This window comes from Microcoleus sp. K4-B3, assembly GCF_036704615.1.
Taxonomy (GTDB): Bacteria; Cyanobacteriota; Cyanobacteriia; order Cyanobacteriales; family Microcoleaceae; genus Microcoleus.
Map to the genome: position 1 here is coordinate 1 of NZ_JAUBSF010000114.1, position 18,177 is coordinate 18,177.

General features: G+C 47.8%; 17 protein-coding genes. 7 read left to right on the top strand and 10 right to left on the bottom strand.

The genetic code is table 11. The features are described from left to right. Positions 1-428: 428 nt before the first annotated feature. The gene (locus QUA78_RS28895; RefSeq protein WP_333399166.1) at positions 429-920 is read left to right on the top strand and encodes an FAD-dependent oxidoreductase; all 492 of its coding nucleotides are present in this window, start codon (positions 429-431) and stop codon (positions 918-920) included. 27 nt (positions 921-947) lie between these two features. Continuing rightward, on the top strand, positions 948-1,487 hold the full coding sequence (locus QUA78_RS28900; RefSeq protein WP_333399167.1) for a hypothetical protein: 540 nt from the start codon (positions 948-950) through the stop codon (positions 1,485-1,487). A gap of 191 nt (positions 1,488-1,678) precedes the next feature. Here the strand turns inward: QUA78_RS28900 and QUA78_RS28905 are convergent, their stop codons facing one another. The 7 genes from QUA78_RS28905 to pilM form a co-directional block, all read right to left on the bottom strand. Then, positions 1,679-3,157 (bottom strand): NAD(P)/FAD-dependent oxidoreductase, encoded by a 1,479-nt coding sequence (locus QUA78_RS28905; RefSeq protein WP_333399168.1) that lies wholly within the window; start codon positions 3,155-3,157, stop codon positions 1,679-1,681. Positions 3,158-3,309: 152 nt separating this feature from the next. Further along, positions 3,310-4,440, bottom strand: coding sequence for a threonine-phosphate decarboxylase CobD (gene cobD, locus QUA78_RS28910; protein WP_333304963.1), 1,131 nt, complete (start codon positions 4,438-4,440; stop codon positions 3,310-3,312). Positions 4,441-4,455: 15 nt separating this feature from the next. Beyond that, a complete protein-coding gene (locus tag QUA78_RS28915; protein ID WP_172186158.1) occupies positions 4,456-4,746 on the bottom strand; it encodes an HU family DNA-binding protein in 291 nt (96 codons plus the stop codon). Positions 4,747-5,466: 720 nt separating this feature from the next. Beyond that, positions 5,467-7,851: an AMIN domain-containing protein gene (locus QUA78_RS28920; protein ID WP_333304961.1), complete on the bottom strand. Its 2,385-nt coding sequence runs from the start codon at positions 7,849-7,851 to the stop codon at positions 5,467-5,469. A gap of 372 nt (positions 7,852-8,223) precedes the next feature. After that, the gene (locus QUA78_RS28925) at positions 8,224-9,024 is read right to left on the bottom strand and encodes a pilus assembly protein PilO (RefSeq protein WP_333304959.1); all 801 of its coding nucleotides are present in this window, start codon (positions 9,022-9,024) and stop codon (positions 8,224-8,226) included. Further along, on the bottom strand, positions 9,021-9,926 hold the full coding sequence (locus tag QUA78_RS28930) for a PilN domain-containing protein (RefSeq protein ID WP_333304957.1): 906 nt from the start codon (positions 9,924-9,926) through the stop codon (positions 9,021-9,023). Before QUA78_RS28930 ends, QUA78_RS28925 begins: the two co-directional genes overlap by 4 nt. Positions 9,927-10,346: 420 nt before the next feature. After that, positions 10,347-11,441, bottom strand: coding sequence for a type IV pilus assembly protein PilM (gene pilM / locus QUA78_RS28935; protein ID WP_333304955.1), 1,095 nt, complete (start codon positions 11,439-11,441; stop codon positions 10,347-10,349). A gap of 172 nt (positions 11,442-11,613) precedes the next feature. Between pilM and QUA78_RS28940 the strand changes: the two genes are divergently transcribed. The 4 genes from QUA78_RS28940 (at position 11,614) to QUA78_RS28955 (ending at position 14,590) form a co-directional block, all read left to right on the top strand. Next, positions 11,614-11,856, top strand: coding sequence for a hypothetical protein (locus tag QUA78_RS28940; RefSeq protein ID WP_333304953.1), 243 nt, complete (start codon positions 11,614-11,616; stop codon positions 11,854-11,856). Continuing rightward, a complete protein-coding gene (locus QUA78_RS28945; RefSeq protein ID WP_333304951.1) occupies positions 11,846-13,129 on the top strand; it encodes a sugar ABC transporter substrate-binding protein in 1,284 nt (427 codons plus the stop codon). The genes QUA78_RS28940 and QUA78_RS28945 overlap by 11 nt, the downstream gene beginning before the upstream one ends. A 242-nt stretch (positions 13,130-13,371) precedes the next feature. After that, positions 13,372-13,815 (top strand): retroviral-like aspartic protease family protein, encoded by a 444-nt coding sequence (locus tag QUA78_RS28950; RefSeq protein WP_333304949.1) that lies wholly within the window; start codon positions 13,372-13,374, stop codon positions 13,813-13,815. A 199-nt stretch (positions 13,816-14,014) separates the two neighbouring features. Then, on the top strand, positions 14,015-14,590 hold the full coding sequence (locus QUA78_RS28955) for a Uma2 family endonuclease (protein WP_333304947.1): 576 nt from the start codon (positions 14,015-14,017) through the stop codon (positions 14,588-14,590). Positions 14,591-14,704: 114 nt separating this feature from the next. Here QUA78_RS28955 and QUA78_RS28960 read toward each other — a convergent pair whose 3' ends face one another. The 3 genes from QUA78_RS28960 to QUA78_RS28970 form a co-directional block, all read right to left on the bottom strand. Continuing rightward, entirely contained in the window at positions 14,705-15,157 is a 453-nt protein-coding gene (locus tag QUA78_RS28960) for an Imm30 family immunity protein (protein ID WP_333304945.1), read from the bottom strand. Continuing rightward, positions 15,157-15,444, bottom strand: coding sequence for a hypothetical protein (locus QUA78_RS28965; RefSeq protein WP_333288828.1), 288 nt, complete (start codon positions 15,442-15,444; stop codon positions 15,157-15,159). The genes QUA78_RS28960 and QUA78_RS28965 overlap by 1 nt, the downstream gene beginning before the upstream one ends. Positions 15,445-15,685: 241 nt before the next feature. After that, entirely contained in the window at positions 15,686-16,945 is a 1,260-nt protein-coding gene (locus tag QUA78_RS28970; RefSeq protein WP_333304943.1) for a folylpolyglutamate synthase/dihydrofolate synthase family protein, read from the bottom strand. 78 nt (positions 16,946-17,023) lie between these two features. On the opposite strand from QUA78_RS28970, the gene QUA78_RS28975 reads away from it, so the two are divergent. Next, positions 17,024-18,034, top strand: coding sequence for a DNA cytosine methyltransferase (locus QUA78_RS28975; protein WP_333399169.1), 1,011 nt, complete (start codon positions 17,024-17,026; stop codon positions 18,032-18,034). The last annotated feature ends 143 nt before the right edge of the window (positions 18,035-18,177 follow it).

Below are 18,177 nucleotides of genomic sequence, written 5' to 3' on the forward strand. Positions count from 1 at the left end.
CTTTCGTTGACTCCAAGGATGGACGACGCTTCTTTGGGTGGGACGTACCTGACAATAGCTTTTTCCTCAACTCTTGTCCTATTATAGCATATTGTCCGGTGATGTCCGGCTAATTTTTTATTTAGTTAGCACTCTTTCTGTGGAACAGAAATCCTGCTTGCTCTCGAAAGGCGTAAACTCGATCCTCGCTCAACCTATGATGAGAATTTTTATTATTCGCAAATTGCCATTCTCCATGCAAGCGGACTCAGTAGCCAAGTCGCAAATTCATTGAGCTTTAATCAGCGCCGGATTCCACGCCCTGAGTTAAATATCACACATATTAAAAAAAAAGCAATAGCCTGCGGGATCTAATTTTAGCATTCGATCCGAGCGGCGAATGGCTGACTCAGTGGCGGAGGCAATTTGCAGCTTTAGAAATTGAGCACTTGCGATCGCCCGCAGTGCAGCACCCAGATCCCAACCCTTACGAATTGCGGAGGTTTGCCGAAAATCACTCCTCCGAATTGTTCCCCCCCTACGATTTGCCCGGAAGTCGGTTATTTGAGGAATTTTGCGGCGACACAATTAAACGGTGGCAATTGGGCGATCGAATTATCAAAGCAAAAGTAACCCGCATTCAGCCGAAATCCGGCCGTTTTCGCCTATGGTTTGAAGACGGAAAAAGTGCGATCGCCCGCCGAGTAATTGTCGCCGCCGGAAGTGGAAAACCGCATTTACCAGCGTGGGAAAATCAAATTCAAACACAGCATCCCGCCGAAATAATTCGCCACTCCCATCAAATAGATTTGCGAAATTTGCAATTGCAAGGAGAACAAATATTAATTGTCGGCGGCGGACTAACCAGCGGACATTTAGCAGTAGGAGCAATTGCTAGAGGAGCCAAAGTCCTGTTAATGACGAGGCGCTATTTCAAATAAAAACTATTTGATGCCGAACCCGGTTGGTTGGGGCCAAAATACCTCAAAGGATTCGCCGCCGAACCAGATTGCCATTCGCCTTGGGAAACCATTCAACAAGCTCGCAACGGCTGCTCGATGACACCTGAAATTATGACACAGTTGCGGAGGCTCTCCCATAGCGGAAAGCTGACATTTCACGAACAGTGCGAAGTTGTTGGCGTTCGGTGGGAAAATAGCAGATGGACTGTTGATTGCAGCGGTGAGGAGACGTTATTTGTCGATCGAATTTGGCTAGCAACCGACACCAAATTAGACATTACAGCCGAACCAATGTTCAAAGAAATGCTAGAAACGCATCCCATTGAAATAGTTAAAGGTTTGCCAGTCTTAGACAAACACCTGCGTTGGCTCGGATGCGAATTATTTGTGATCGGTGGTTTAGCAGCGCTGCAAGTGAGGCCAGTCGCAAGAAACCTTTCTGGGGCGAGAATGGCGTGCGATCGCATTATACCGGCGATCGTCAAATCCAGCATTGCACTCTCGCCAGCAATAATTAGTCAGCAATCATTAGTTATCAGTGAGTAGCGATGGGTTATTAGTTAAGTTGTTGTACATTTAAATTGCATATTTCTGGCGTCGGAGCAATGAGCCACTCATGGTTTGATTATTTGTTGACACACAATTTAAATGCTGAGCGAGCTTATTAGCAAGTTACTTTTTAACTCGGGGGGAATCATAGCCATTTCACAAATTTCTACTACAAACATTGGATTTCTTTACTTATTCCAATACCTGCGCCAGTGAAACAGATTCTCCCATAAATTGCGCGAAAAAGTATTGCTACCCAAGCGCTGCGACTCCCAAAGAGCAGCAGTTTGACCGTTAATTGCCGAAAAACTCGACCATATATAAGGAAGTTGGGCGATCGCCTCAACCTTCATCCCGTGACGCACAGCCAAAGCGATCGCGTGAATCAACTCAGCAGCTTGCGGCCCCACAATACTTGCTCCCAAAATCTCCCCGTTGCGACGCCCGACAATCTTACAAAAACCCGTTGTATCCCCGGACATTTGAGCTCTTTCAACATTCTTGAAATATTCCCGACAAACAATGAGATCGTTTCCAAAACGGCGCCTTGCTTGCGCTTCAGTCAACCCAACCCTCGCCAACTGCGGATCGGAAAAAATCGCCCAAGGAATCCCGCGATAATCTATTTGAAACAGCGGCAAAAACAAAGCATTTTTCACAGCAACCGCAGCTTCGTAATTAGCGATGTGAGGGAACGGATAACCCCCAGCAACATCGCCGATCGCATAAATGCGGCGATTAGTTGTTTGCAGCTTTTCATTTAAAATCACCCCCCGAGCGCTGAATTTAACCTTAGCCGCTTCGAGATTTAACGATGAAAAATTGTGCCCTCTACCGGCGGCCAGAAAAATCTCCTCAGCTTCGATCGCCCTTGGCCCAGCTTGAATCCACTTTTTACCCTCAATCACCCTAGCTTGAGTCACCTCAGTAGCAGTCAGAATCCGCACTCCTTCAGCTTCCATTCCAGCTTGCACCAAACCAGCAGCCTCCCGGTCTTCTTTAGCCAAAATGTGCGAACTTTTCACCACCAAAGTGACAGCAACCCCCAGCCTAGCAAAAGTCTGAGCCACTTCGACACCGCTGGGATCTGCGCCGATTACAGCCAAACTTTTAGGCAACTGTGGAAGTTTTGCTAATTCCCCGACAGTTTCCGAAGTAAAACAGCCAGCAGACGAAAGTCCTTCAATATTGGGAATCGCCGGCAGAGTTGGACAAGCTAGCAAATAACAGAGCGATCGCAATGAACGCCCGCCGACAACAAAAGCCAAATCCGGTTTCGCAACAAACTCGCCGCTGCCAAAAATAACATCGACTCCGCGAGCAGCTAAAACGCCGAGAGAATCAATTTCTGACAAGTTAGAAACAACACCCTCTGCCCATTTTAGAACCCCGTCAAACCGCAATTCGCTCGGCAGGGAGGAATTAGCCACTTCCCAGCGAACCCCTAACTGCTGGCGGCTTATCTGCTGGGTAAAACGAGCAGCCTCCCTCAAAGTTTGGCTGTATCTCAAACCAAGGTCGATCGACTCTTTCCCCTCAGTCGGCAAATCTTGCGAATTACTTAGCGGTTCCACCAAAGCAACGCGAGCCGGGAAATTAGTTGCAGTCAAAGCAGCATAACGTCCGGCCGGAGTTCCACCAATAATCACTAAATCATAGTCAAGCATAAATAAAGAAGTCAGTTGTTAGTTATTTGTTAGCTATTTGTTATTGATTTATGAGTTATTTGTTATTAATTTATGAGTTATTTATTTATTTATTTATTGTAAAGAGTCAACTGACAACTGACAACTGACAACAGTCAACAGTCAACAGTCAGCTAACGAATAACTTCGGCAAGTCCAGCAATTAGTCGCAGATTGTCCGCCCTTGAACGCACGGCCACCCGAAAAAACCGATCGCCCAACTCAGGAAAACTCAAACAATCCCGAATCAAAATCTGGTGTCGTTCCAACAGACTTTTTTGAATCAAAGAAACCGACATCGACGACTCAACCAACAAGAAATTAGCCGCCCCTGCAAAAGGCTGCAAACCCGGTAAATTAGCCAAACCCTCAAATAGCTCTCGGCGAGCCACAGGCAGCCAATCCCAAGTTTGCCGCTCAAAAACAGTATCTCGCACCACAGCAGCAGCAGCAGCAGCAGCCAAAGCATTCACAGGCCAAGGATCGCGCAGTAACTGCCAGCGCCCGAGAATATCGGGATGGGCGATCGCACAGCCCAACCGCAGTCCCGGCAGAGAATAGAATTTAGTGAGCGATCGTAAAATCACCAAATTCGGAAACTCCTCAACAGCATCGATCAAAGTTTCCTGCTCAGAAGGCGGTAGAAAGTCCATAAAGGCCTCATCTACCACCACCATACCTAACTGCTTCACATAAGGCAAAATCGCCTCCCTACCAAACAGCAAACCCGTAGGATTGTGCGGGTTGTTCAGGAGTAAACCTCGATCGGCATCGAGAGCAAGAGGAACCGGGAGACGGAAAGAAGGGGAGACAAGGGAACGGTTAGAAACCGACAAATCATCCGTTACTAACCGGCGAACAGGCTCCGCGTCCAACAATTGGAGATCCAAAGGACATTTGAGCACCTTCGCCCCGAAAGCCGAAAGAGCCCGCCAGTAATCGCCAAAAGCCGGAGTCACCAAATAAGTCGCCTCCAGCTTCGACAAATCCCAAGCCGCCCAAGTCAACAATTCCGCCGAACCATTCCCCGGCAAAATCCAATCCGGGTCAACATTCAATGCCTCACCCAAAGCAGTCCTGAGCTCTCCATAATCCGGATCTGGGTAAGCCGTCAGACTGCTCAAGTGTGCTTGAATCGCATCTAGGGCCGACTCAGGAGGGCCCAAAGGACTGATACTCGCAGAAAAATCGAGAATAGCAGAGGGAGGGCAGCCTGCCAGTGCGGCTGCCCAAGCTAAATTCCCACCGTGTACAGGTCTAATCAAGACTCAGTTCGCCAGTTATTCCGCGTTTTTCGGCGGTGCAACTCTGTCCTTAAACAACTTCCCTGCAGAAAATGCAGGAACTCGGGTTGCTGGGATTTCCATCTTGTCGCCAGTTTTGGGATTGCGACCCTCGCGGGCTTTGCGTTCCCGCGACTCAAACGAGCCAAAACCGACCAGCGTCACCTTGTCGCCGTCCGAGACAGCTTCCATGATTGCTTCCAAGGCTGCACTCAAAACAGCATCTGCCTGTTTTTTAGTGACACTAGCCTTTTCCGCCACTACATCAACCAATTCACCTTTGTTCATTGCGCACTCCTTCAGGGTTTGCAAAATACGTCAAACAGAGTTCAACTATTAGCTGTGAGTTATCAACTGCATGGGGGTGTGGCTTGGGAGGTTTGGGTTGTTCCCTACGGCTCCTGTCCGCTTCCCCAATTCAAAACTCCTGCTGAATACCAATTACCCTAGGGTAATTGGTCAGAAAAGGAATTTTTGTTTCTAATTGCTGAAAACCCCACAGCATCTAATTTTCACTGCATTATTCTAAAGTCTTGCCGACCGTTATGGATCGGTGGAACCTTTAATTTATATGGAACTTGGCAACTTTTTAGAATTAATACCCAAAATTAGATAAAAAAATACCACTTTGGAGAGAAGATTTCTCGCCTCGGTGGATGTGAGAGCCGAAAAAAATGAAAAAGAGAAAGAATAAAATGTCATTTGTCAAGGGCTAAAGGAAAATTTTTTTCCTTCTTCCTTCTTCATTTCCTGCTCTTTCCTTCCCGCCGTGGGGCAGGGCTGTTTCATTCTCCCGAAACCCGCCAGGGACTTCAGTCCCTGTCTCATAGCTGAAGTCGTCTTCAGACGACTGAAAGAGTCATTTATAGTTCTCTGGCAGAGGACTAATGAGTTCTTTAGTCCTCTTTTAGAGGACTTTAGCTTTGAGGCAGGGGTTTCAACCCCTTTCGGACTGCCGGACTGAGGGAAAGAGCCTTAAGTTGACACCAATGCCTTCTTCCATCGTTCCTACTGTCTCGGTTGGACGGGCTGACTTCGCTGCAACAGTTGGCGGGCGTCGGGACTGATGTTGTTTTGGTAACCAAAGTTCGATCGATCGCTATCATCCAAAATCTGCGGAGTCAGCAATACAATCAACTCCGCCCGCTGGTTGGCCTTATTGGTGCTCCTGAACAGCGAACCGATAATCGGCAAATCTCCCAAAATCGGAATCTTGTTCGCTGTAATCCGTTCTTCGTCGCGGATAATCCCCGAAACAATCAAAGTCTGACCGTCCCGCAGGCGAATTAACCCCGATTGCAACGAGCGCTCGCCCAGCAGCCTGATAGTATTGGTGTTCGCGCCCGTTGCCAGGTCTTGAGTGGCGCCCGGTGTCCTGATAATCGGGTTCACCCGCAGAGACACAAAGCCGTTGTCGTCAACCCGGTCGATCGCCACCCCCAACTGCAAACCAGCCCTGTCTTTGACGGCCGTCACCGTGGTGGTACTTGTATTTCCGGTAGTCTGGGTTTGGGACGTGATGTTAGTGATCACCTCATCAGTAATATTCACATTCGCCGTTTCTCCTTCTTGAACCACCAGAGTCGGATCGGTCAGGATTTTGGCATTCTGGCTCTGAATAGTTGCCCGCAAGGCCGACAGGAACCTCCTGGGATATTGGAACAGCGGGAACAGGCTGAAAGTCGCACTTCCCACAGAGCTTAGCGCTCCAGTGGTTAAGTCTCTCTCAAACGGCTCGTAATCGGTAATCCCAACTCGCCTAGGGTCATCAGTAATCGGCGCTGTCGGCTGCACGAACAACCCGCCGCCCGGTGCTGTCAGCGGCACGTTAAGTAGCCTGCCGTTCGGATCGTAAAAAGGCTCCCCGGTTACTGGGTTGCCGACGATCGGTCGAGCGTTGATCCCCGTAAGGGCAGTCCCGCTGGGCGGGTTGATGCCGCCAAAATTGAGACTTGCCGCCCCATTGTCATTGACAAAGAAACTGTCATTAATTCCGAAAGAGAAACTGCTGTTGGTGGTGTTAATTCCCGACAAGTTGATATCTATCACCTTGACGTTGACAGCCACTTGACGGCGGCGTAAATCTAGCTGTGTCAAGAAAGCCACAGCCATGTCAACTTTGCGCGGGTCGCCCACCAAAGTGATGGAATTGAGCCGAGAATCCGCCAGCACCGACAGTCCCCTCAGCAAAAGCGGCCCCGTGCCTTCCCTAGCGCCGATCGCCTTAATGTCCGGTTCCCTAATTTCCACATCCCGTGCCGCATTTCCCTGGCCCACGGTTTGAATAGTCACCCGAGTAATAGGCAGTTGAGTTTCCGCGCCTTGAGCGCTCAAAAAGTTAGCTGCATCCGTAGACCGAACTTGATTGAGCCGCAAAGTCCGAATGATAATATTGCGCGAGTCGATCGGCAAACTCGTGCCCACAAAAATCGTCCGCCCGACGCGGTTAGCTTGCAGTCCGCTAATCCGCAGCACGTAGTTGAAAACATCTTGCACCGACTCATTTTCGATGTCCAAGGAAATCTTCGGCCCTTCATCGGAGCCTGTCGCTCCCGGTGCGGCCGCGGGTTGGCCGGATTGACCGGGGGCCCCGCCGCCTGTAAAAGCGATGTTCAAGCCCGCAGCGCGGGCCAGCAAAGCCAAAACGTCCCGGACTGGGGCATCCCGCAACACCAAGCGGGGGATACGTTCTCCCGAACTCAGTTCAATATTTCCCGCGGCGGGGGCGATGTTAGACACCGCGATATCTCCCAAGGGGGGAGCAACTGCCCGCGGTTGGAAAGGCGGCGCCTGATTTGTCTGAGATTGAATCTCGCTGGGGAGGGGCGGGCGATCGTTCCTGGTAACAGTAACTTCAGGATTTGGCAGCAGCACGCCTGGGTTTTGCGACGTGCGAATTTGGGGAGCAGGCCGGGGAGCTGTTTGGCTCAGCGGCAGTCCCGGAGGCGGCGGAGGTGCTGTTTGGGCAGACTGTGCAGTCCCGCCCTGTCCGGCAACGCTGAGGACGATGCTTTGGCCTTGTCCCGGAACAATTTGTCCGTTGGGAACTCCGTTGGTGCCCGCCACCACCACGCGGATACTGTTAGCCTCTACCTGGCTGATTTCTACTGAAGAAATTCCCGGAGCGGGGTTATCTTGACGGAAGCTGTTGCCTTGTGGCAAGCGGAGCTGGGTGTTGATAATTGTGGCTTGGTAAGTATTGCCGTTATTGATGGCGAAAACTTGCGGGCGATCGCCCTTTTCCGTAGCTAGGACAATATTTACCCCATTATTGCCTTGACTTACTTGCACTCCTGTGACTTGAGTCGGCACTGCCAAGACGGGGGCTTGGGCGATCGTAACTCCTGCAACGCTGCATAAGAGTCCTCCACTTAACCGTAGATACTGTTTCACGTTCTCTCCTCAACTACACTTTGTTATTTGTTGTTCGCAGTCTTTTGTCGCTAGCTGCTAAACTGACTGAAAGATTCTCGATTCGATCCTTTTTGAAAGGAGAAGTTATGCCCTTTTCGATTTTCGATTTTCGATTAGGAATAACTGATGACATAAGGGTTAGAAGCTATCCTACAGTTTCATTATTTTTTGAACTGATATTAGAAGAAATTCGGTCTAAGACCGAATTTTTGAGTGCCATATAAAAAAATATTTGATGGCATTCCTAATTTTTTGACTTCTACCTTCAATCTTCAAAGTTCTACCTTCTGCATTCTCCATTTTTGTGAAATAGCGACTTGGGAATAATAGCTAATATCCGCCAAACTACCGCTACTTAGCAACAGGACTCGGAGCCGGAATTGGCGCTTTTTCTTCTTGCTTTAACGGTAGCAGCGCGTGCAAGTCAAAAGCAGTTTTAATTTTAGTTGGCGGCTGCTCCACAGGAACTATTTTCCCTTTCAAAAAGTCAACTTCAATTGCCTGATTTGATGCTAGCAATTCAGATTTCAAATTCCTAACTACCAACAGCGACTGCATCAACTCCAAGTTACGCATAAAATTGCGGGTTTGAGCGAAAGTGCCTTCAAACTCTACCTTAAATTTTTTGCGTCTGAGCTTGCCAGCCAGGGACGGCCCGAAGGAGCTATCGGCCAGAATATCTGGGTCTGGAGCTCCCGGCGCGGCCGTTGCTGCTGCTGGCGGGATATCCGGCTCAAATTTGGTAATTTTAGCCTTGAGGTCATCTCCTTGCACGCCGGCGTTGATTCTATTAACCAGTTGGGTCATGTCCAGCAAAAGCGTGTTGGCGCTGGCGTCGCTGGCAAACATTGCCGTCACGTTGGCCCGGCGCTGTTTTGCTTCTTCTTGCTTTGCTTCTGCTTCTGCCTTTTTTTGAATTAGAGTTTGCAATTGCTGTTGCGTTTGCTTGCTTTCGCTAAGTTTTTGCTTGAATTCGCCACTTTTTTGGAATTCGGGCAGTACGAACTGGTAGCCCAGGTAGCCGGCAATTCCGAGACCTAGAACCGCGACGCCGATTGCTTGGACTTGGGGCGTCAGCTTAATCCCGAATATTTCCTTAGCCCCTGTATCTTCTGCTTGTCCGCTAGGACCATACTCATTTGCTAATGTCATTGTTTTTTCACCTCTGGTTTTTGTGGTTCTAGCACTCCTTTTTCTTGAAGTGTTTCTATCCGTATTGCTAGCCCGTCTGCTTGCTTGCTCCGCAGCTCGGGGAGCAACTCGGAGGCGCCCGTCGGGCTGAGCGTGGTTTCAATTTTATATTCCACCACCGGCCGCAGTTTGGGAAGTTCTGCTGGTGCTGCTGCGTTTTGGTTGCGCACTTGTAATTGTGTGGGGTTGTTTTTTAATGTGGCCGCTACCAGTCTGGTATCGGTGTTGAGGAAGAAAGGAGAGCGCTGGACTAGCAACATAAAGTCGTTAACTTGAGCAAAGGTACTGGCTATCCCTGAAATTTGTACTTTTGCTGCCTGCTGCGGCGGAACGACGGGGGCGGGAGCAGCAGCCGGGGTGGGGCTGGCTGGAGACGGACTCGCCCCCGGGGAGGCAGCGGGAGTTGCTGCGGGGGGAGGGGGTGCTGCTGCAACGGGGGACGGACTGGGGTCGATTTGCTCGATTTTGGCAATTTGCACTCCCGCCGGAGTGCGAGCACTCAGGTCTTGCAGCATCGCCGACCAAGGTTTAATTTGGTCGAATACTCCGGCTAATGCTTTGTATTCGGCGGTAACTTGGTCGGTTTCGGCGTTGATGGCTTTGATGGTGTTGGCTTGAGTGTTTAACTTTGCCAGTTCTTCGTCGATGGCTGCTTGTTGTGCGGCCAAGTTGGTATTGTCGTTAGTCGCCCACCACCAGGCGCCCATGACTGCGGCGTTGAGGCCGAAGGCAAACAGCAGCGCCCCAATTAGGGGCAGTTGGTCTTTGGCTCCACCGGAACTTTTTTTAGCTGAGCTTTTGGCTGCTGCGACAGGTTTGTAGTCTGGGCGGTCGTTGAGAAAATTAATATCTAGGCTGTACATGGCTTCACTCGATTTTATAGCAGAAGGAAGAAGGCAGAAGGCACCAGGTAGAAGGTAGAAGGCACAAGGTAGAAGGTAGAAGACACAAGGAAAAAGTCAGAAGGAATCGACCGCTTATGTTTCAGCAATTAAGAAGGTCCTAACTGTCTTGGCTGTTGCTATAGATTTAAATTTGAAATTTTAGATTTTTGACAGAACCCAAGATTGCTGGTACAAGTGAAGGATTTATTTAGGGAAGAAAGAAACAACTTTCTGCCTTCTACTGAAGGAAGGGGCTGCTTCTACCTCAGATATATTCTACCTTTTACCTTCTACCTTCTACCTCCAATATTCTACCTTCTGCTTTTTGCCTTCTTCTTTGGGCAGGGGTTTTTACCTAAAATTCTCAAATCGGTTTTTCTCCGATCTAAAACTGTTAGGTCACATAACCTCCCTCAGTCCTAAACCTAGGGCAACTCCTAAACCTGCTCGCTGTTCAGGGGTAATTTCTTCGCTGATTTCGAGTCCTAGGGTTTCGATGGGATCGACTTGAGATGCCGGCAAGCTTAATCTTTGCATGAAAAATTCGTCTAGTTTGCCGATCGCAGCTCCAGGACCCGCTAGCAGCAGTTGCGCTACTTCGAGTTCTTCGCTCTGGTTGAGGTAAAAGTCTACTGAGCGGCGCAGTTCGTCTGCTAGTTCTCCCAATACTTTAATCATCGCATTTGTGCCGGGATTGGCATCTCCAGACGCGCCCATTGTATCTGTGACTGGCAGAGTCATGCCTTGCAGTTCGCTGGTGTCTCTGGTTGGCGGCAGGTTCATGGCTTGGTTGAGGGCGGTCTGGATTTGGTAGGTGCCGATCGGGATGGTACGGTTGAACTGAGGTATGCCGTCCACTACTATAGCTAACTCGGTACTGTCAAATTCTATGTCGGTCAGGACGGCGGCTTCTTGGGAGGAAAATTGTTGCAGTTGTTCTTTGAGGGTGCGGATCAGGGCAAAGCTGGTCACTTCTAGCACGTCTATAATCAGTCCGGCTTCTTTGAATGTTTCGATGTATGTGTCGGTAACTTCTCTGCGGGTTGCTACTAACACGACTTGCACTTTTTCTACGCCGTCGTCATCTACAAATAGGCCGATTTTTTGATAGTCTACGTCGGCGTCTTCTCTGGGAAACGGCAAGTACAGCCCTGCTTCTGCGTTCATGTAATCCCGCAGTTCTTCTTCGTTGAGTTCTGCAGGAACTGGGATGAGGCGGATGACGGCTTCGCGGCCGGGAATGGCTGTGGCTACTCGCTTGGCTTTGATTTTGTTTTCGGCGAGGACGGTACGTATTAGTTCTGCCATTCCCGGCGGATCGACTATTTGTCCTTCTTGTACGATGTCTTCTGGAACTTCTATTGAGGCTAGGATGCCTAATTTTAATGCCTGAGCTTTCTTTTCGAGCTGAATGATGTTGATGCGGTCTGGGGCTATTTCGATCCCGATTCCTGGCTGGCGTTGGGAAAGTAGACCTTTGAAAAAGTTAACCATGTGATTGGGTCGCCGGTAATTGCTATTTTTTTCTTTTGTAGTTGGCCAGCCTGATTCAGCGCGCCCGGTGTTGGAGGGTTGGTTTCCAACTGCCGCAAGAGTGCTGTAATCTCGGTATCCCGCCGTAGCTGCGCAGATCCGTGTGTGTTGCGCGATAGCTAGTTCCGATTTTATGCTATCCAATTTACTTGACAATAGCTATTCTGCTGCGAATGTCAACAAATTCCAGCTCGATCGACCGAAAACCTGCCGATTTTGCACAAAAACCGACTCTCTCGATCGGGGGCCCGGCTACAAAACTCTCTCTCGAACTCGATCGCGCTTGATTCGGGCGATTCCCTTCTGGATAGCTTCGCTTCACGCTTTTTTGTCTAACGGTTCCCATAACTCTCAAATTTTATTCTATGAAACGTAAATCTTGGCAACTGTTTGCTGTTTTTGGACTGGTGGGGCTGCTGCTGGCTGCGGTGGTGAGTTGCGGCAAGCCGGCTGTTAATTCCCAGGCAAATAATACGCAGGAAATCGAGTTCTGGACTATGCAGCTTCAACCTCAGTTTACTGAGTATTTCAACAAGACGATCGCCGGTTTTGAAGCGGAAAATCCGGGGGTGAAGGTGCGTTGGGTGGACGTTCCTTGGTCGGCGATGGAAAGCAAGATTTTGGGGGCGGTTTCGGCGAAAACTGCGCCGGATGTGGTGAACCTAAATCCCGATTTTGCTTCGCTGTTGGCGGGACGCAATGCTTGGCTGGATTTGGATTCTCGGGTGTCGCAGCAAGTTCGATCGCTCTATCTCCCAAATATCTGGAAAGCTAGTGTACTCGACGGCAAGACTTTTGGCATTCCTTGGTATCTCACGACTGGGGTGACAATTTACAATACGGAGTTGTTAAAGAAGGCTGGAATTGCTAAGCCTCCTGCTACTTATGCCGAGTTGGCAACTGTTGCGAAGCAGGTGAAGGAAAAGACTGGTAAATTTGCTTTTTTTGTGACTTTTGTGCCAGAAGATTCGGCGGAAGTTTTGCAATCTTTCGTGCAGATGGGTGTGCCTTTGGTGGATGCTAAAGGCAAGGCTGCTTTTAATACTGATAAGGGGAAAGCTGTTTTTCAGTATTGGGTGGATTTGTACAAGAACGGACTTTTGCCGCAGGATGTTTTGGTGCAGGGACATCGCAGGGCGATCGAGCTTTATCAAGCTGGGGAAACTACTTTGTTAGCTTCAGGGCCTCAGTTTTTGAAGGCCATTTCTGAGAATGCTCCGAGTATTGGTGCTGTTTCGGCTGCTGCGCCTCAAATTACCGGGGAAACCGGCAAGAAAACTGTGGCGGTGATGAATTTGGTTGTGCCCCGCGACAGCAAGCACCCTGATGATGCTGTCAAGTTTGCTTTGTACGTGACTAATTCTCAAAATCAGTTGGCTTTTGCAAAGGCTGCTAATGTTTTGCCTTCTACGGTTGAGGCTTTGCAGGACGATTATTTTAAGAACGTTCCCGCTGATGCTGCTGCTGCCGATCGAGCTCGGGTTGTTAGTGCTTCTGGGTTGAGTTCCGCCGAGCTATTGATTCCGCCTCTCAAGGATGTTAAGAAGCTGCAAAAGGCGATTTATGACAATTTGCAGGCGGCAATGTTGGGGGAGAAGTCGGTAGACCAAGCTGTGGCTGATGCGGCTAAGGCTTGGGATCAAAGGTAGTTTTTAATTGAAGCTGGGGCGGTATTTTTTTTGCGATCGCCCCTTGCTTTTTTCTGCCACTTGACGTATTATTAAATAATGGAAATCCGTGCCACCATATACGCATATTTCAGCTTTTAAGTTATTAAAATATTGGTGATTTTTACCACATAAACAGAGTTTATTGATACCGTGCGCTCGCCCCTGCATATAAGTTACAATTAAAGGAAGTAATAACTCCGACTCTTAAGTAGGAGAAAAATATGCAAATTCAAAACAACAATGCAATGGGAAAAGTTTTCGCCACTCTGACAATCGTTAATCGAGCCGATCAAATCCTGGTAGAGGCGGGGGTGAAATCGTCAGACCAAATTCGCTCGATAACCCTCAAAAATGTATTGGTAGATACGGGAGCAACTACGTTGTGTCTGCCACAAGATGCGATCGCCCAACTGGGACTGAAACTCCTGAAAGAAGTAGACGTAGCAACCGCAATGGGTATTGGCAAAGCCCGAATTTTTCGAGATGCTACCATATCGATGTTCGATCGCGAAGGAACCTTCGAGTGCTTGGAATTACCGGGAGGTAAAGATGCGCTTTTGGGCGTGATACCTTTAGAAGCATTGGGGTTAGAAATAGACTTGCAAAAACAAATTTTGAAGGCTTTGCCCATCAGTCCAACTGAAACGTATTTGACGATTTTGTAGGAAATTCATTTTTGGAGGCAATTGTCCTTGACAAGAGCGCTCGCCTCTCTCAAATACTCAATTTATTTATCCCGTGCGATCGCCTTTGTCAATTCAGCTTGATTGATGATTTGTAGAAATATAGCCTGAATTCCTCAAATATTCATAAATTTGACTTGTGTTAAAATCAAAGCTCAGCTCAGAATAGGAGGAAATTCTTATGCCAGCGATGACACTCAAAGATTTAAACCAAGTTCAAACCCTTTTTTCCGAAGCGGGTTTAGATTACAAAATTGAACTAGAAGACGGGAGACTTTCAGTTATGGGGCCATCAGACATCGTATCCAGTGAAATCAGTAGCCGTCTCATCGCCTTTCTTTTCGCTTGGATAAATCCCCGTCGCTTGGGGAGAGTCTTTGACTCCGCAGGCGGTTTCATCATGCCTGATACGAATGTCAAAGCGCCGGATGTTTCTTTTGTGCGCGCCGCCCGCTTGCGCCAAAGTCCGCGTTATTTTGGAGAACTTGTCCCCGATTTGGTGGTTGAGATTAAATCTCAGAGCGATCGCATTAAGCCGATAGAAACCAAGGTTTTGAAGTTTATAGAGCTGGGTGCGACCGTCGGAATTCTGATCGATCCTGATGAAGAAACAGTGACTATTTATCGTTCTACTGGTGAACCGATTGTTTTAGGAAATGGCGATATCTTAACAGTAGCAGAACTTTTTCCCGGTTGGGAATTGCCCGTTTCGGAATTGTGGCCTCCTATCTTTACTGAGGAAGAAACACAAGGTTAAAGAAAAAAGAGCGTGAAGCGAAGCTATCCCGAAGAGAATCGCCCACTCTACTTATCGAGCTTTTCCTTCATCGCGATCGCACTGCCAAATATTCATCAGCGGTGGAGATAAACGCTAATGAACTTGTCCAGCTAGCTCAATCGGTGAATCTTGATGAGTCAATCGATAGGCAGCACTTTCTTCCAGCAATTGTCGAATAAAATGGGGTCTGTCAGTGTTAACTGAATGTAACAGATTTCTATACAATGGACAGGCAACCTCATCATTCAAAATGCGACTGTGAAGTATTCTTGTCCAATCAGAGGCAACAACAATTAATTGTGGGATGACACGGATAAATGCTTGTAACTGCTGTTCCATTTCAAAAGATTCTAAAAAATGAATTAGGCTAAACATGACCTCCGGCTGTTGGCAGCGATCGTCTAAAATTAGATGTAAATCTGGTAAATGTTCACTCTCAGGATGCTTCGCAAATTCCGCTAAAGCATTTTCAAAAGCTGTTACTTCTGCCGTGGATCGCATTAATTTATTAGCGGCCAAAATGGTAATCCAGCTATTTTCCTTCATCAGCTATTTACTCCCTTTTCAAAAACGCCCAACCAAGCTAACTTATTTGACTGGATAACTTGCTGTAAGCTGCGCCTAATTTGTGGCGTGTAAAGTCCCTGACGGCGATAAATTGCTCGCGCATCGCTAATTTCTCTAGCTAGTGCTTCCCTTGGTAACAAGCTGAGATTCGGAGATTGTCCGTAAGAGATAGTCTGGCGATGACGACCACCTTTACCGGGCAAAGGGTGTTCCATCATTATAGCAATACCCATTTCTCTGCTGTAACCAAGAACCTTTGCTGCCATGAATCCATTAGAAGGAATGTGATGTGGTGTCAGATTATCCCCTCTTCGTCCAGCTTTAAGCAGGTCTTCGTAACATCCAACTGCGCCTTCCCCTGGGAGAAGTCTGTTTGTATAATTAGCTATTTCTATTCTCCTATTCGCTGCTAACGGATATGATATTACGACAAGAAACCCAGTGTCTATGAAGCACCTCTTGCCAGTTTACCCGAACAATTCATCTTAAGGCAGGATGCGTTTAAGCTTAGGATTGTTGTTGTTGCAGAAAATAGCCGACGAGATAAAGCGAACCGCAAAGGATTGTTAGGTTGTCACCTGTAACAGCGGCATCTAAAGCTGTTGTTAAGTCGGGGAAGGCTTGACAGAGAGTTAATTCGGGGCAGATAATTTGAGCGAGGGCGGCTAATTCTGCGGGGGATGATGAGTTTGGATCGGGTACGGGTACTAGGTAAAGTCGATCGCCATTTTTGAGTAATGCTTTGAAAATATCATCGCAGTCTTTAGTCGCCAGAATGCCGATTACCCAGTTAATCGGTGACGGGTGATTGTTCAGGCGATCGACATATTCACGCAGGGCGATAGCTGCGGCTGGATTGTGCGCGCCGTCAATTAATATATTGCGGTTTTTCCAAGTTGTCTGCTGGAGTCTCCCGGGCCATTGGGTTTTGGCGATACCGTTTTCGATCGCGGTTGGGGAAATTTGCCATCCTTGGTTTTGGAGAGTTTGCAAAGTTGCGATCGCAATTGCTGAATTCATGAGTTGAAATTTTCCCAGCAGCGGCAATGGATATTTTATTTTAACCGCATTTTGATTTAACTGATATTCTGCGAATCCTTCTCCTAAATCTATTGCTGGTTTTACCCAAGTTGCCGGACAGTCTAATTCTTGAATGCGTTTTTCTACTACTATTCTAGCTGATTCTGGCAATTCTCCGATAACTGCCGGACATTTTGCTTTAAGAATTCCCGCTTTTTCCCCAGCAATATCGGCGACGGTGGGGCCGAGTATTTGCCAGTGTTCGAGACTGATAGAAGTGATGACGCTAGCGAGAGGTGTTTCGCAAACGTTAGTCGCGTCTAATCTTCCTCCTAAGCCAGTTTCTATGACTGCGATGTCTGTTTTTTGTTCGGCGAAATACAGCCAAGCTGCGGCGGTAAATTTTTCAAATTTCGTTGGGATTTCCGTAACGTTTTTAGTAGTGGCGATTACTCGTTTGAGGTATTGTTGTAGTTCTCTTCTGGAAATTGGTTTTTGGTTGATGCAAATTCTTTCTGTCGAATCGATTAAATGCGGGGATGTGTAGCGTCCAACTCGATAGCCCGCTTCTGTGAGTACGGATGATAGGTAGGCGCAGACTGAACCTTTGCCGTTTGTGCCGGCGACGTGGATAATGGGTACTTGTTGGTGGGGGTTGTCTAGTTTTTCTAGAAGTTGGTGAATTCTTTCTAAGCCGAGGTAGACCCCGAACTGTTGGTAGTATTGGAGGAGGGATTGGGCATTCATTGAGGATTATTAGATTTTTTAACGAACCGCGAAGGCGCGAAGGGCGCGAAGGAAGAAAGGAGATAGATGTCGATTGGTATGAATATTATTTCTCTGTTTGCGGGTTGTGGTGGGTTGGATTTGGGTTTTCGCTTAGCTGGGTTTAATCTGGTTTGGGCGAATGAATATGATAAGTCTATTTGGGATACCTACGAGTTTAACCATCCTGAAACCATTTTAGATCGCAGAGATATCAGAAAAATCAAATCTGATGAAATTCCCAACTGTATTGGGATAATCGGCGGGCCTCCTTGTCAAAGTTGGAGTGAAGCCGGGGCGAAACGGGGGATTGATGACTGTCGGGGTCAACTTTTCTGGGAGTATATCAGAATTGTGCGGGACAAGCAGCCTTTGTTTTTTTTAGCTGAGAATGTTAGCGGTATCTTGGCCCCCAGAAACAAGGATGCTTTCACTTATATATTATCGCAGTTTGAGGACATCGGATATCGGGTTTCGTACAAGTTGGTGAATGCTAGAAATTTTGGTGTCCCGCAAGATAGGCAAAGGGTGATTGTTGTTGGTTATCGGCAGAATCTGGGTTTTGGTTTTGAGTTTCCCGAACCTAGAACCGATGTTTTGACGCTGAAAGATGCGATTTTTGATTTGCAGGCGATCGCCCCTATGTCAGTTAAGGGTAAATTAGATAATTATCACGATTATGTCCCAAATCACGAATGTGCGGATTTGGGGTTTTCCAGCCTTTATATGTCGCGGAATCGAGTTAGAAGTTGGTCAGAACCTTCTTTTACAATTCAGGCAAGCGGCAGACACGCACCTCTCCATCCTCAAGCTAGTAAAATGATTTTGGTTGGCAAAGACAAACGCATTTTTGACCCCAATTCGCCTCTGCCTTACCGTCGGCTTTCTGTGCGAGAGTGCGCGAGAGTTCAGACTTTCCCGGATGAGTTTATTTTTAAGTACAAGTATATTGCTGATGGATACAAAATGGTCGGCAATGCTGTTCCTGTGAATTTAGCAAGAGTTTTGGCAAGTAAGATTTTTGAGGATATTGGAATTTCGGGCAGATTAGCGCCCTCGACTTTACAATAATATTTTTGGTTAGTTGTGCCATTGGTCATCTAGGGTAAAACTCCGGGTATTTTTGACAATAAATACTTGACTGGAGTTTAGACTAAAAAATGGTCACAGCTAAAAGTAGCTGCCTTTTAACAGAAGGCAAGCTGTTGCTCAAA